This is a genomic window from Stenotrophomonas sp. STEN035 (assembly GCF_056759935.1).
In genome coordinates this window covers 1-15,164 of sequence record NZ_JBRRDY010000004.1, presented here as the reverse complement: position 1 = coordinate 15,164, position 15,164 = coordinate 1, and the positions used below count along the sequence as shown (strand labels likewise).

The window sequence follows — 15,164 nt, the reverse complement described above, 5'->3', positions numbered from 1 at the left end:
TACCCGGACGCTTACTGGCCGAGCAGCGCCCCGCGCACCTGGGCCTCGAAGCGGGCCTGGTCATAGCCGATCAGCAGCGCCGTATTGTCCGGCGCACCGGTCTGGCGGTTCCAATCCACGATGGTAGCGCCGCGGCTGCGGGTGCCGGTCAATTCGATCGACAGCGGCCGCTGCTCAACCACGGTGCCACCCTCCGGCTGCAGCGCCCAGGCCATCGCCAGCGCATCGGCGGCGTACCAGCGCTCGCCGCGGCTGTCTTCCGACCACAGCCGGGTCTGGCGTGAGATCAACTCGTAGAAACGCGCCTTGTCGGTATCTGCGGCGAGCCATTGTTCGACATCACGGTGCAGCAGGCCGTGGGCGATGGTGGCCTCCCAGTCCGCGACTTCGATGAACGGGAACGAGGTGAAGACGATATGCGCCGATTCCGGATCGAAGGCGATATTGAACTCGGCGGCCGGGGTGATGTTGCCGTGGCCGGTGATCGCGCCGCCCATCACCACGAAGCGCTTCACGCGCTGCGGCAGCGTCGGATCAAGCTTCAAAGCGAGCGCGATATTGGTCAACGGGCCGAGCGCGACCAGCAGCAGTTCGCCGGCATATTGGTGCGATAGACGCAGGATCGCCAAGGCCGCATGTTCGGCCTCCACCTTGCGCGCAGCCAACGGCAGGTCCACATCGCCAAAGCCGTCGCGGCCATGTACATGCGCGGCATCCTCAGCCGGGTACACCAGCGGATCGGGGGTACCCGCGAACACCGGCACGTCTTCGCGGCCAGCCACCTCGCACAGCTTCAGTGCATTGCGCACGGTGTATTCAAGGCCGACATTGCCCGCTGCCACCGTCAATCCGATCACGTCATGGCGTTCATCGGCAAAGGCCATCAGCAGTGCCAGCGCGTCGTCCACGCCCGGATCAGTATCAATCAGCAACGGTATCTTCTTGCTCATCTTCTGCTTCACTTCTGGTTGGCCATGGAGTCTGTCACGGCCTCCATGACAGTGGAAGCACGCAATCAGGCCGATGCGTAACGCACTGCGCCGCCAATCCAGCGGTTGACGATGCGATCAGCCAGCTCCGGCGCATCGCTGAGCAGGCGTTCGGCCAGATCATGCACGGTCGGCAGCAGGCCGGCATCACGGGCCAGGTCGGCCACTCGGAAGGCCGCCAAACCGGTCTGGCGGGTCCCCAACAGTTCGCCGGGACCGCGCAACTCCAGATCCTTCTCCGCGATCAGGAAGCCATCGGAAGTGAGCCGCATGGTTTCCAGACGCTCACGTGCCATCGCCGACAGCGGCGCCTGATACATCAGCACGCAGCTGGACGCGGTGGCACCGCGACCAACGCGGCCGCGTAGCTGGTGCAGCTGGGCCAGGCCCAGACGCTCGGCATTCTCGATGATCATCAACGAAGCGTTGGGCACGTCGACGCCGACTTCAATCACCGTGGTGGCGACCAGCAGATCGGTTTCGGCCTGTTTGAAGGCGCGCATCGCCGCCTGCTTCTCCGCCGCCTTCATGCGCCCATGGACCAGACCGATGCGCAACTCGGGCAGTTGCGCCGACAGCGTCTCGAAGGTCGTCTGTGCCGCCTGCGCATCCATGCGCGCATTGCCGGGGCCCGCATCTTCTTCGCTTTCCTCGATCAGCGTACAAACCCAGTACACCTGCCGACCCTGCTGGCAGGCGATGCGGATGCGCTCGACCAGTTCCGGACGCCGCTCGGCGCTGATGGCGATGGTTTGCACCGGCGTGCGCCCAGGCGGCAGTTCGTCGATGGCCGATACATCCAGATCCGAATACGCCGCCATCGCCAAGGTGCGTGGGATCGGCGTGGCGGTCATCACCAGCTGATGCGGCACCACACCGGCCGTTGCGCCTTTGTCGCGCAGGGCCAGCCGCTGGTGCACACCAAAACGGTGCTGCTCATCGACGATGGCCAGCGCCAGATCATTGAACACCACGCTGTCCTGCATCAGCGCATGGGTGCCAACCACGACTTGTGCATGACCGCTGGCCACATCTTCCAGTACCTTGGCGCGGGCCTTGCCGGTGACCTTGCCGGCCAACCAGGCCACCCGCACATCCAGCGGTTCCAGCCAGCTGCGCAGATTGTTCAGGTGCTGCTCGGCCAGCAGCTCGGTCGGCGCGGCCAGTGCCACCTGTTTGCCACGTTCCACTGCCAGCATCGCCGCCAAGGCGGCGACCACGGTCTTGCCCGAGCCGACGTCGCCCTGCACCAGCCGCAGCATTGGATGCGCGCGTGCCAGATCCTTGCGGATCTCGTCGAATACGCGCTGCTGCGCGCCGGTCAGCTTGAACGGCAAGGAGTCGCGCAGGGCTTTGACCAGGCCGTCGCGGCCACGCAGCGACGGCGCGCGATGTTGCTGCAGGGCGATGCGCTGGCGGCGCAGGCTGAGGTGGTGTGCCAGCAGCTCCTCCAGCGCCAAGCGGCGCTGTGCCGGATGCGTGCCCGCTCCAAGGGCACCGATATCGGCGTCGGCCGGCGGCCGGTGCATGGTCAGCATGGCTTCGCGCAAGGACGGCAGGCCCATGCCGGCGAGCAAGGCCGGCGGCAGCAGTTCCAATGCGGCCGCATCGGGCAAACGATCCAGTGCCTGGCCAATCAACTTGCGCAGGCTTGCCGGACCAATGCCCTCCACTGCCGGGTACACCGGGTCCAGTACCGCGCCCAGCGCAGCGTCTTCGCCGTCACCGAGCACGTGATAGCTGGGATGCACGATCTCCAGCCCATTCTGGCCTGCGCGCGGTGTGCCATAGGCGCGCAGACGGCGACCGACGGCGAACTGCGACACCTGCGCGGCGCGGAAGTGGAAGAAGCGCAGCACCAGGGTGGCGCCGGAATCGTCGCTGATCGCCACCCGCAACACCGGCCGGTAACGGAAGCCTCGCTCCACTGCCTCCACCCTGCCCTCCACCTGCGCGGCCATGCCAGCCTTCAAGGCGCGGATCGGCAACAGCGTGGTGCGGTCCTCGTAGCGCAGCGGCAGGTGCAGCCACAGGTCCTGCAAGCTGGTCAGGCCGCGCGCTTCCAGCTTGGCTGCCACCCGTGGCCCGACCCCGGCCAGGCGGCTCAGTGGTTCGGTGGAAAGATCGAGGGTGGCGAGGTCACGGCGTGCAGACATTGCATAAGGATGCCGTCATGCGCCGCAAACAGAAACCCCGGCGTGGTTGGACGCCGGGGTTTCCTACTCCCCAAGTGATGGTTTGCTGCGGTGTTGTCGATTGGCGCCTTGTTAAGTTGGCTGTACGTGGCGCGCAGGCCCTCACCCCCACCCCCTCTCCCGCAAGCGGGAGAGGAGAGCCCTTTGCGCAGGCGACTCTGCTAGAACTTCACGGTCATTTCCAGACCGTAGGTGCGCGGGTCGGTGATGGTTGCGCCGACTACGCCCAGGGGATCGCGTCCGTAGGTGTTCAGGCCGCGGACGTACTGCTTGTCGAACACGTTGTTGGCGTACACCGCCCAGTTCCAGTGTTTCAGCGGCGAGGTCCAGCCCACGCGTACATCAGTGCGCTGCTGTGATTCGCCGATGTTGAGCACCTTGCTGATACCGCAGTCCCCCTGCAGATCAGAGCCTGCGTTGCAGCGCTGCGCGCCGCGGTAGGCGTGGCGCAGCGAGAAGCGCAGCTGGCCGTTGCCGCCAAGATCGGCAATGTAGACCGCGCCAGCCGAGGCGGTGAAGCGCGGTTCGCCGGTCGGTGCACCGTCAAGATCCACACCTTCCGGTGTCACGTAATTCTTGTACTTGGAATCTATCCACTCGGCCGCCGCATCCAGGGTCAGACCGTCGGTGACCTTCCAGCGCATGTCGAAGTCCACACCGGTGGCCTGCAGGTCGCTGTTGTCGAATACGTAGACCGGGATATCGACGGGATTGTTCGGGTCCGGATCGATCAGGCGGATCGCCTGGCGGTTGTCGTACTGGTAGTGGAAGACGGAGACGTTGTAGGAGAAGCGATCGAAGCTCTGCTTCAGGCCGACTTCCAGGTTCCACACATCCTCGTTCTCGAACGCGGGGCCGATCTGCAGTGCGTTGAAGCCACCGGCCTTGTAGCCCTTGGCCAGCGAGCCAAACACCATGGTGTCGTCGTTGAGGTGGTAGTCGACGACGAAGCGCGGGCTCCAGTCACTCCAGCTCTTCTTGTCGCGCACCAGCTTGCCCTTGTTGACCATGGCCGGCGGGTCGATGAAGGCCATGTCGAAGGTCAGCAGCTCGCGGGTGATCGGGATGCCCATGCCAGCCAGCGCCTGGAAGAAGCCCAGTGCCTCCAGCGTACCGAGCTTGGCTTCGAGGCCGGGCGCATTGCGCGTTCCGTTGAGCCAGGTGAAGTCTTTCTCGTCGCGGGTGTAACGCAGGCCGAAGGTCAGGTTGAGGCGATCGGTGGCCTTCCAGATCACATCACCGAACGCGGCGTACGAGGTGGTGCCCAGCGTGTTGCTGAAGCGCTCGTTCCATTTCTCGCCGACCAGCGAAATCGGAATGCCGTTCATCTGCGCCAACAACGAGGTGAACCCAAACAGGCTGCCATCAGGCGTTGGTGCAATACCCATGTTGCGTACGATGTTGTCCACCGCCTCGGTATTGGTATTGACCTCGCTGGTCTGGCGCGCGTCCTCGTTGAAGTAACTGGCGCCGGCCACCCAATCGAAGCGTTCATTGCTACCGGAGAATTTGAACTCCTGGTAGAAGGTCTCATTGTTCTCGGTGTTCTTCGAGTCCACATACAGGTCGAAGCGATTGGTGCCATCTTCCTCGGTGTGGTTGGTGGAGTCGTACTTGCGCCAGGAGCTGGTGGAGGTGAAATTGCCCCAGGACAGCGCGTGGTCGACGATCAGGCTGACGCCGTCGAAGGTACGCCACTCGGCATTGTCGGCATCGCTATAGGTCTTGATCTTGCGCGGGTCCAGATAGTCGTCCGGGTCCACCGGTACTGGCGGCCGCGCCGGATAGGCCGGCAACGGCACGATGCCGGTGGTGACGCGGCCGTTCTGGTCCAGGCTTTCGTGGTCCCAGGTGATGTAGGCGGTGGTGTTGTCGCCGAAGCGGCTCTGCCAGGCCGCACGGGTTGCCCAGACGTTCTCACCGCCCAGGTCCTTGCCGGTGGCACCGTCCTGGAACCAACCATCGCTGGTGTTGATCAGCGCATTGAAGCGAAATGCCGAATTGTCACCGGTCGGGATGTTCCACATCGCATCGGCGTACTTCTTGCCGTAGTTGCCGACGCGCACGGTGGCGCGCGCCTCGGTCTGCGCCTGCGGGCGCCGGGTCACCAGCGAGATCGCACCGGCAGCCGTGTTGCGGCCGAACAGAGTGCCCTGCGGGCCTTTCAGCACTTCGATACGCTCCACATCAACGAAGGGCAGCAACACGCCGCCGCCACGCCCGCCGTAGACGCCATCAACGAAGATGCCTACCGCCGGATCGGTACCAATGCCGAAGTCGTCGGTCTCCACCCCGCGCAGCCGGAACGATGGCTGGGTCGGCTGTACCGCACTGATCACCAGTCCCGGCACCAGCGAGTCGATGTCGCCAAGATTCTCGGCGGCCACGTCGTTGAGCAGGTTCTGGTCGACTACCTGCAGTGCAATCGGCACGTCCTGTATTTCCTGCTGCCGACTCTGCGCGGTGACGGTGATGCGATCAAGCGTGGTGGCAGCATCCTCCGTCGCCGACTGTGCCATTGCCGGGGCAACTGCCCCCACTACCATCAGCCCGGCCAAGGCCCGCTGCAGTCCGACTACCAGATTCCGTTGCTTCACTCGCATCGCGTTCTCTCCCACGCAGTGAGGTGTATGCCGGCGTCAGACCGCCGGCGGGCCCGTGTTGCCGGGCTGGCCTTCGCCAGCCGTGTCGCAGTTTGTTTCCAGCGCGTTGATCCATTCCCGGATCAAGGTCACGCCTTCGCTGTGCACCACCGCCCGCCCGACCTCGGGCATCATCACCGCCGGGTCATCACTGTCCATGCGGTAGGCGATGATCGAGGCATCCGCATCGCCCGGCTGGATGTCGTAGCGGCGGTTGCCAGTGCCCTTGCCCGCTGCGATCGGCTGCTTGCACATGCCCAGTTTCAGGTGATCCCGGGTGGGTGCGTCCAGCCACAGGCCGGAGGTGATGGCCGGGCCGGTGCGGCTATGGCAATGCCCGCAGTTCACGTCCAGATAGGCACGTGCACGCGCGTCCAGCGGCGCGGCAGGATCAGTGGCATCGGCCGCGCGCGGCAGCTGTGCTGATGATGCCGGCAGGTCTTTCAGATAGCCGATTTTGAGCAGATGCGCGAGCTGGTTGTCGCGGCCGCCGAGGTAGTCGAAATCGCGATTGAGGTTGCGCGCCTTGGGGCCGATCGGTAGCAGCTTGCGCGAACGGTTATCGGTGATATGGCAACCGCCGCACTGGTTCTGGTCCGGCACCTGGTAGGCAAACGCTTCGCGCGAGCCATCGGCGGCCACCAGCTCCAGATCAACGCTGGCGCCGGTGCGCTGCAAGGTCGCTTCTGTCTGTTCCTGGTTCCACACGTAAGGCAGCGCAACCCAGCCTTCCTTGCGGTGGACCAGCAGCCGGGTCTCGATCAGACGCACCTTGGACAGGTCCAGGCTCTCCTCACGCAACGAGGACTGCGACGGTGGCGTGCGCGCCACCGACTTTCCATCAGCGGCACCTGTGGCCGGCAGCGGATAGTAGAACGTCTTGCTGAGGATGGTGCCGACCGGGAAGTCGAAGGCATGCTCGGGCTGGTAGCCGGCAGCCTGCCCTTTCGGCATCCATACCGTGCGCAACTTGTGCGCGTAATCGCTGAACAGCGGTGTGTTCAGGTCATACGGTACGACACCTTCATTGAGCGACAGCTTGCCATCGCGGATTCGCAGCACATGCCACTCATCCAGCGTCGCCGGCTGGCCCTGCTCGAAGAAATGCACTGCGGCGGGTTTGCCGCAGGCAACCAGCATCAGCAAGGCACTGACCAACACGATCACCCGCACCATCAGATTGCGCATGCCCAGGCCTCAACTACGCTTCAAGTCGATGGCCGGCAGGCGCGGCAGATCGCATTCAAACGGCTTCGCATCCTTGCTCGGATTCTTGTAGCCGCCAGGACCGTCGGCGTTGACCACGCCGCTGACGTTGCGCAGGCAGATCTGTGGACCGACCTTCACCCCATCCACCGTCCGCGCCTTGTTGTAATAGCCATCCCACAGCACGTCGGGGAAGTTGCCGGTCAGGCCATACATCGCCACCTTCAAGGCCTTCAGATCCAATCCGTCGGGTGAATCACCGCCGCCGGACAAGGTGTTGTTGTGGATGTAGATGCGTTCCGGATATGGATCGAAATTGGGCGAGGCGCTGCTGTCCTTGTAGCCAGTGGAATACACGCTGGAGACGATGATGTTGGTGGTGGCGTTGTCGCGCACTTCGTTGTCAAACACCTCGATGTCATCGTTGGAGTTGATGACGATGCCCGAGCCGGCAGGCACGCTGGCCACCGGCGTGCCCTTGGCACCGAAGTTTTCGTGGTTGTTGGCGATGACCTTGTTGTTGAACACGCGGATATTGCCGCCTTGCTGCGACAGGCCCGGCATGTTGAACACCAGGATGCCGCCGGTGTTGCCGGTGGCAACGTTGTCGTAGACGTCGGCGTTGCGGGTGTTCTCGACCTCGATGCCGGCCAAGTTCTGCTCGGCGCGGCTGTTGCGCACGATCACCCCATCGGACTGGCCCACGTAGATGCCGGCATCGGACGCACCGATGGAAATGGTGTTCTCTATCAGCACGTTCTTGGTCAGCACCGGGTAGATGCCATAGGCGCCGTTCTTGGTGCTGGGGCCGCCGGTCCACTGCACCTTTACCCCACGGATGGTGATGTTCTCCGACTCGCTGATCTTCAGCCCGTCGCCCTTGGAGTCCTCGATGGTGAGGTTCTCGATGGTGAAGTTGTCGCCGTTGACCAGCAGCCCTTCGGCACCGGCCTTCTGCCCCTTGAAGCTGAGCACGGTCTGGTCCATGCCGGCGCCACGGATGGTCACGCCATCGGCGCGCAGGCTCAGGCTGCGCTCGAACTGGTGGCGACCGGCCGGGATGTCGATTACGTCGCCGGGCTTGGCGTCGAGCAGGCGCTCCTGCAGCGTGGCCGCGAATGCCCCGTCGGCCGCAGCCACGCTTGGTGCCTGTTCGGCCTGCTTCTGGCAGCCGACGACCATGACGGCCAAGGTGGCGGAAACCGCCCAGGTGATGCTGCGCTGCATGACGTGCTCCCATACGGTGGCAGATGTTGGGCGCAGTCTGGCCTTCAGGCAGTGTTCACGCGAAGGGCAAGAACGGCATACTTGGGGGGGCAAAGCGGACAAGCTGGAGGGGCTTGAATGCATCGCAGGATCAGCGGCGGCGACCGCCTGAGCATCGCCAACGTTCCAACCAACATGCTCTGTGGCCTGTTGTTGCTGGCCGAGCAACGCGGCGTCAGCAGCGACAACTGGTTCAGTGGGCTGCAATTGAGCGCGGCGCAGCTCAACGATCCCAGTGCCCGCATTTCCTACCGGCAGGCAATCGAGGTGATACGCCGCGCCCTGCCCACCTTCCCCATCGACGGGGTCGGCCTGGCCATGGGCGGCAACCAGAACGGTGGCAACTTCGGCCTGCTCGGCTTGGCGATGAAGACCGCACGCACGTTTGGCGACGCGGTGCGGATAGGGCTGGATTACCAGCGCAATCTCGGCCCGCTGATGAGCCTGGCCCTGGAAGACGGCGGCAGCGACAGCCTGGCCATCGTCGCTACCGCGCCGGATGAAGCCAACGACCTGCTGCAGTTCCTCTGCGAGGAGATGTTCTCCAGCATCGTGATGCTGGGCCGCGAACTGGCAGGCAACGCGTTCAGCCCGCTGCGGCTGGAACTGGGCTACCCGGCACCGGCCTGCATCGACCAGTACCAGGCCTTGTTTCGCTGTGAGCTGCGCTTCAACCAGCAACGCCACGCCTTGGTATTGGAGCAGCGCTGGATGCAGCTACCGTTTGCCAGCTACAACCCGGTGACCTCGCAGCAGGCGTTATCCATGTGCCACGCGCAACTGGCAACGCTGGCCTCGCGCGGCGAAACCACTGCTGCGGTCGAGCGCCAGCTACGGCCACGGCTGCGTGACAACCCGCAGATGAGCGAAATCGCGCTGGCCCTGCACCTCAGCGAGCGCACCCTGCGCCGGCAATTGGCCGACGAGGAAACCAGCTTCAGCGAGGTGCATGACCGCGTGCGCACCGAGCGCGCATTGGAACTGCTGCAAGACCCGGAGCTCGCCGTCGCCGCGATCGGCAACCAGCTGGGCTTCAACGACGCGCGCGAGTTCCGCCGCGCCTTCAAGCGCTGGACCGGGCAGACCCCGAGCGGAACCCGCTTGCCGCCAAACTGAAACGCAGATGCCCGGTTTCCCGGGCATCTGCTTCACCACCGAATCCGCGCAGCGGATCAGTCGATGATCATGATCGCGTCGACTTCGAACGCGGCGCCCTTCGGCAGGCCCGACACTTCGATGGTCGAACGGGCCGGGAACGGGGCTTGGAAGTACTCCTGCATGACCGCATTGACCTTGGCGAACTCGCCCAGGTCGGTCAGGTACAGGCCAAGGCGCACCATCTTGTCCAGCGAACCACCGGCTTCCTCGGCCACGGCCTTGAGGTTGTCGAAGGCGCGACGGGCCTGCGCGGTGACGTCACCTGCGACGATTTCACCGGTCGCCGGGTCCAGCGGAATCTGGCCGGAGAAATACACGGTGTTGCCGGCGCGCACGGCCTGCGAGTACGGGCCGATGGCGGCCGGGGCATTGGCGGTGTTGATGATCTGGCGGGACATGGACAGCTCCAGTCTGGAAAAAGGTGGCCCATTGTAGCGTCGCCAGCTTGGCGGGCAGCTGACCGGGCTGGGCCGGCCTTGGTCAAAAAATCACCAACGATTCGAAAGCGTTGCAGCACAAGGCCTGCAAAGGCTTATCCACAACTTGTAGGCATCACAGGGCACAAGCTGTGTGGATAGCCGAAAGCAGGTAGAGCCGAGCCGTGCTCGGCTGGGGCTTTCCACGCAAACCCGATGTGATCTTGTGGGAGCGGCGTCAGCCGCGAAGCTACCGATCCACCCGACTGGCAGACATGAGCACCGATTCATTGCTGCCAGTTTCGCGGGGGACGCCCCGCCCACAAGTCCCTCCGCTATATCGGTAGAGCTCCTGCCGAGCATGGCTCGGCACTACATTCGAGTCATCCACAGGTCGTGGACAAAATATCACCATGTTTTGCAGAGGCCCGCAGCGCAAGGGCTGCGCGGCCTTATCCACAGCTTGTATATGCAGCAGGACACAGTCTGTGTGGATAGCGGAATACAGGTAGAGCCGAGCCATGCTCGGCTGGGGCTCTACCGAAGAACCAGCTGTTGGGTTTGTGGGAGCGGCGTCAGCCGCGAAGCAGATGATGCATCCGGCTAGCGCGGCATGCCTGCTCGATTCATTGGCACCAGCTTCGTGGCTGACACCACTCCCACAAGTGCCCTTACCTATCGGTAGAGCCGTTGCCGAGCATGGCTCGGTACTACGCAGCCTGTGCGGTCGGGTTGGGCGTTGGCTCGCCGATCCGGCGCAGCGTATTGCGGTCGGTGTGGGCGAACGGCTCGCTGCGGTCTGGAATGACCAGCATCGTTTCCTGTTCGTAGGACCAGCTGCCGTCATCGTTGATGGTGACCTCGATCTCGTAGCTGTCGGTGCGGAATGCGTGTTCCAGGAACGGGTTGGAGCTGATGCCATTGGTCATCGAGCCACGCTCGGCGCGCAAGCGGAAGCGCTTCGCATCGGGCGCCGCCTTGCCCACCGCCATCGCGGTCTGCCCGCGCGGGATGGTCAGCGTCTGGATCACGGTGCCGGTTGCCGGCTCCCACAGCCAATAACCAACTTGGTCGTGGAAGGTCTCCACTTCACCGGGCTTGTGGATGCGTGTGTGGTAACGCAGTCCGTAGAACAACTGCGGCCCGTTCGGCTGCGCGTCGATCGGCTGCAGTTCAACGTGTTCGATATAGGCCTGGCGCTCGGGGCCATCAGCCTTGGGATTGACGTCCATGCCACGCTCGCCGATCCAGATACCGGCCATTGGCGCCAGTGGCCCGAGGTTGGCCAGGGTATCGGTATCGGCGGTGGGTTCGGTATAGATGTCTTCCGGGAACGTCGTCATGGGGATACAGCCTTGTTGAGATCCCGGCCATGGTACGCAGAACACGCCATAGGCTCACCCTCACCTGTCCACAAGTGATGGACAAAATATCACCATGTTTTGCAGAGGGCCGCAGCGCAAGGGCTGCGCGCGGTTATCCACAACTTGTGTAGATAGCAGGACACAAGCTGTGTGGATAGTCGAATACAGGTAGAGCCGAGCCATGCTCGGCTTGGGCGCTACTGGTGAACCCGACGTGGTTTTGTAGGAGCGGCGTCAGCCGCGAAGCTCATGATCGAGCAGATTACAGACACGTCCGTAATCTCAGCGGCGTCAGCTTCGCGACTGACGCCGGTCCTACAACAACATCGGTAAGGCCTTTGCCGAGCATGGCTCGGCACTACCTACTGGCGGCGGACGGACTGCACTACCTGCAGGCGGCGCAGGCGACGCATTACTTCGGCCAGATGGTTGCGGTCGCGGACCTGGATGTTGAAGCACAGCACCGCGGCGTTGAAATCGCGGTCCAGGTAATCCACGCGCTCGATATTGGAATGGCTGTGGGCAATGGCGGCAGCCAGCTGCGCCAGCACACCGGTGCCATTCTCCACCTCGACCACCAAGGCGGTGTCGTAGTCGCCGACCACGCTGGTATCCCAGCCAATCGGCACCCAGCGATCCGGTGTCTTGCGCAGCTCAGCCAGGTTCGGGCAATCCAGCCGATGCACGACGATGCCCTTGCCGGCGGTGTGGTAACCCATGATGTCGTCGCCTGGAATCGGCTGACAACAGTTGGCAAAGCTGACCACGCCACGCTCGCTGCCGTTGATCAGGATCTTCTCCTGGGCGCGATGGGTAACGCCACTGGCGCGCAGTTCGGCATACGACATCAGTGCTTGCGCAGCTTGGGTTGGCATCCAGTTGCCCAGCGCGACATCGGCCAGGAAGGCTTCCAGGCGCGGGTAACGGTGTTCGTTGAGGAAGGCATCAAGCCGTCCCTTCGGCAGCCGCTCGATCGAGCTGTCCATCGCTTCCAGCGCGCGGTCGAGCATGCTGTGGCCGAGCTGCACGGCGTCCTCGTGCTCCAGCTGCTTGAGCTGGTGGCGGATCGCGGTACGCGCCTTGCTGCTGACCACGAACTCCAGCCACTGCGGCTTGGGTGAAGCCGAGCGCGCAGTGATGATTTCCACCGTCTGCCCGCTGACCAGGCGCGTGCGCAGCGGCACCAGCTTCTTGTCCACGCGCGAGGCGACCGCGCGGTTGCCCACGTCGGTGTGCACGGCATAGGCGAAATCCAGCGCGGTCGAGTTGCGCGGCAGCGCCAGGATCTTGCCCTTGGGCGTGAACAGGTAGACCTCGTCCGGGAACAGATCGACCTTGACGTTGTCCAGGAACTCCAGCGAGGAGCCAGCGGTGCGCTGCGAATCGATCAACTCGACGATCCACGCATGCGCCCTGCTCTGCGCGCTGTTGGGGCCGTCGCCACCGAACTTGTAGGTCCAGTGTGCGGCCACACCGCGCTCGGCGATCAGGTCCATTTCCTCGGTGCGGATCTGCACCTCGATCGGCGAGCCGTACGGCCCGAACAACACCGTGTGCAGCGACTGGTAACCGTTGGCCTTGGGGATGGCGATGAAATCGCGGAAGCGCCCGTCCAGCGGTTTGAACGCGGCATGCACGCCACCCAGTGCGTGGTAGCAGTTGGGCACGTTGCGCATCACCAGGCGGAAGCCGAAGACATCCATGACCTGGTCGAAGCTTTTGTTCTCCTCGCGCATCTTGGTGTAGATGCTCCAGGGCGTCTTGATGCGGCTGATCAGGCGGTGTTCCAGCCCTTCGCGCGCCAGGCGCTGCGACAGCTGTACTTCCACCTGCGCCATCGACTCACGACGCACCACCGGCTGGCTGCGGATGTGTTTTTCGATGATGGCGTGGCGCCACGGATACAGCGCGCGGAAGCCGAGGTTCTGCAGCTCGGACTTGATCAGGTTCATGCCCAGGCGCTGGGCGATGGGCGCGTAGATATCCAGTGTTTCGGTGGCAATGCGGCGCCGCGCCTCGGCACTCTGCGCACCCAGGGTGCGCATGTTGTGCAGGCGGTCAGCCAGCTTGATCATGATCACGCGCAGGTCGCGCGACATCGCCAGCAGCATCTTGCGGAAGCTCTCCGCCGCTGCTTCCTGGCGGTCGCGGAACTTCAGCTTGTCCAGCTTGGTGACGCCCTCGACCAGATCGGCCACGGCCTGGCCGAACTCGGCAGCCAGCTCCTCGCCGGTGAGGGGAGTGTCCTCGATGGTGTCGTGCAGGATCGCGGCGATCAGGGTTTCAACATCCAGCCCGAGCTCGGCCAGGATGCGCGCAACCGCCACCGGATGGGTGATGTAGGGTTCGCCGGATTTGCGGGTCTGGCCAGCGTGCGCGGCCGCCCCGACCTCCCAGGCACGACGCAGCAGCGGCAGCTGCTCGGTGGGGAGGTAGCTGGCTGCGCGTTCGAGTTGCAGTACGTAATCAGGTACCACCCCGCCCGCGGGCGTGGCTACCTGGGCGGAAGGGCCTGGGTTCATGTCAGAAGACTATGCCAGCAGGCGTTCCACGGCAATTCCTACAACGCAAACAGCCCGCTTTTGGCGGGCTGTTTGCAGACAACATCAATCGATGCCAGAGAGGCGATCAATCGTCGTTCTTGGACATGTCTTCGTCGGCGACCACTTCGGCGGCTGCCCATTCCAGTGCTTCACGCTCGATGCGCTCGCGCTCGGACTTCTCGACTTCCTCGATCAGCTCGTTGTCGATGCGACGGGCAGCGATTTCGCGCAGCGCCAACACGGTCGGCTTGTCCTCGCTCTCGCTGTTGTCGATCGTCGCCTGGACACCATTGGCCAGCTGACGGGCGCGCTTGGACGCCATCATGACCAGCTCAAAACGGTTGTTAACGACTTCCAGGCAATCTTCTACGGTAATGCGGGCCATGCGGGCTCCCGGCGACCTGCAACGGCCGCTCGATCGAATGAGGGAAAGGGGACGGATTGTAGGGGCAGACCGGTCCTGGAATCAAGTCAAGGCCTGAACAGCCCCTTGTGGATCAAGCACTTGCTCAGTTTTCAGGGGCCAGCAGCGAGGCAATCAGCTCGCCGTGGCGTTGCTGCTGGGGTTCGCAGCGCAGCCGGCTGGCGGCGAAGATCGAGCACATTTCGCCGACGGCGGTGTCGAAATCCTCGTTGATGATGACGTAGTCGAACTCGTCGTAATGCAGCATTTCCTCGCGCGCGGCAGCCAAACGCTGGGCCATCACCGCCTCACTGTCCTGGCCGCGCTTGCGCATGCGCTCGTCCAGCGCCTGCCGAGACGGCGGCAGGATGAAGACGCTGACCGCGCCCGGCACCTTCTCGCGCACCTGCCGTGCGCCCTGCCAGTCGATTTCCAGCAGCACGTCCTTGCCGGACGCCAGCTGCGGCTCCACCGACTGCCGGGCTGTACCCTTCCAGTCGCCATGCACCAGCGCATGCTCGAAGAAATCACCGGCGGCGATCATCTGTTCGAACTCGGCGGCCGGGACGAAGTGGTAGTGCTTGCCGTTCACTTCGCCCGGGCGCATGGCCCGCGAGGTGAAGGAGATCGACAGCGAAATGTGCGGGTCACGCGCCAAAGTGGCGTTGACGATGCTGCTTTTGCCGGCCCCGGATGGGGCAGCGACGATATAGAGGGTGCCACGCATGCGGTGGGCCAACGTCGGAATGGCCCGGCATTGTACCGGCGTGGGCCGGTCTGTGCAGGATCGAGGGTTGATGGCCCCAATTGCCACGGGGGGCGGCTACACCTGTAGAGCCGAGCCTTGCTCAGCTGGAGCAACACCTGTAGTGGGGGGGGGGGGGGGGGGGGGGGGGGGGGGGGGGGGGGGGGCGGGGGGCGAGGGGGGGGGGGGGCCGGGGGCGCCCCCCCCCGCCCGCGGCGGGGGGGGGGGGGGGGGGGG

11 protein-coding genes are annotated in these 15,164 nt (G+C 64.2%); 1 reads left to right on the top strand and 10 read right to left on the bottom strand.

Translation table 11 applies throughout. From position 1 onward, the window contains the following. Nucleotides 1–11: 11 nt before the first annotated feature. The 5 genes from ACVOLL_RS03095 to ACVOLL_RS03075 form a co-directional block, all read right to left on the bottom strand. Nucleotides 12–950, bottom strand: coding sequence for a nucleoside hydrolase (locus ACVOLL_RS03095; protein WP_481511536.1), 939 nt, complete (start codon nucleotides 948–950; stop codon nucleotides 12–14). A gap of 65 nt (nucleotides 951–1,015) precedes the next feature. Continuing rightward, the gene (recG, locus tag ACVOLL_RS03090) at nucleotides 1,016–3,145 is read right to left on the bottom strand and encodes an ATP-dependent DNA helicase RecG (RefSeq protein WP_481511535.1); all 2,130 of its coding nucleotides are present in this window, start codon (nucleotides 3,143–3,145) and stop codon (nucleotides 1,016–1,018) included. A 200-nt stretch (nucleotides 3,146–3,345) separates the two neighbouring features. After that, entirely contained in the window at nucleotides 3,346–5,781 is a 2,436-nt protein-coding gene (locus ACVOLL_RS03085; protein WP_481511534.1) for a TonB-dependent receptor, read from the bottom strand. A 42-nt stretch (nucleotides 5,782–5,823) separates the two neighbouring features. Beyond that, nucleotides 5,824–7,014: an SO2930 family diheme c-type cytochrome gene (locus ACVOLL_RS03080; RefSeq protein WP_481511533.1), complete on the bottom strand. Its 1,191-nt coding sequence runs from the start codon at nucleotides 7,012–7,014 to the stop codon at nucleotides 5,824–5,826. A 9-nt stretch (nucleotides 7,015–7,023) separates the two neighbouring features. Further along, nucleotides 7,024–8,259, bottom strand: a complete 1,236-nt coding sequence (locus ACVOLL_RS03075; protein ID WP_481511532.1) for a parallel beta-helix domain-containing protein — start codon at nucleotides 8,257–8,259, stop codon at nucleotides 7,024–7,026. A 117-nt stretch (nucleotides 8,260–8,376) separates the two neighbouring features. Between ACVOLL_RS03075 and ACVOLL_RS03070 the strand changes: the two genes are divergently transcribed. Next, nucleotides 8,377–9,414 (top strand): AraC family transcriptional regulator, encoded by a 1,038-nt coding sequence (locus tag ACVOLL_RS03070; RefSeq protein ID WP_481511531.1) that lies wholly within the window; start codon nucleotides 8,377–8,379, stop codon nucleotides 9,412–9,414. A gap of 56 nt (nucleotides 9,415–9,470) precedes the next feature. Here ACVOLL_RS03070 and ACVOLL_RS03065 read toward each other — a convergent pair whose 3' ends face one another. The 5 genes from ACVOLL_RS03065 to gmk all read right to left on the bottom strand — a co-directional run bounded on the left by ACVOLL_RS03065 (nucleotide 9,471) and on the right by gmk (nucleotide 14,909). Then, nucleotides 9,471–9,854 carry a RidA family protein gene (locus ACVOLL_RS03065; RefSeq protein ID WP_057629049.1) on the bottom strand — a complete coding sequence of 128 codons (384 nt, stop codon included), beginning with the start codon at nucleotides 9,852–9,854 and terminating at the stop codon, nucleotides 9,471–9,473. Nucleotides 9,855–10,582: 728 nt separating this feature from the next. Beyond that, nucleotides 10,583–11,215: an FABP family protein gene (locus ACVOLL_RS03060; RefSeq protein WP_481511530.1), complete on the bottom strand. Its 633-nt coding sequence runs from the start codon at nucleotides 11,213–11,215 to the stop codon at nucleotides 10,583–10,585. 383 nt (nucleotides 11,216–11,598) lie between these two features. Next, a complete protein-coding gene (locus ACVOLL_RS03055) occupies nucleotides 11,599–13,758 on the bottom strand; it encodes a RelA/SpoT family protein (protein WP_282271461.1) in 2,160 nt (719 codons plus the stop codon). A 106-nt stretch (nucleotides 13,759–13,864) separates the two neighbouring features. Further along, on the bottom strand, nucleotides 13,865–14,164 hold the full coding sequence (rpoZ, locus tag ACVOLL_RS03050; protein ID WP_282271463.1) for a DNA-directed RNA polymerase subunit omega: 300 nt from the start codon (nucleotides 14,162–14,164) through the stop codon (nucleotides 13,865–13,867). Between the two features lie 124 nt (nucleotides 14,165–14,288). Further along, nucleotides 14,289–14,909, bottom strand: coding sequence for a guanylate kinase (gene gmk, locus ACVOLL_RS03045; protein ID WP_481511529.1), 621 nt, complete (start codon nucleotides 14,907–14,909; stop codon nucleotides 14,289–14,291). Nucleotides 14,910–15,164 lie beyond the last annotated feature (255 nt).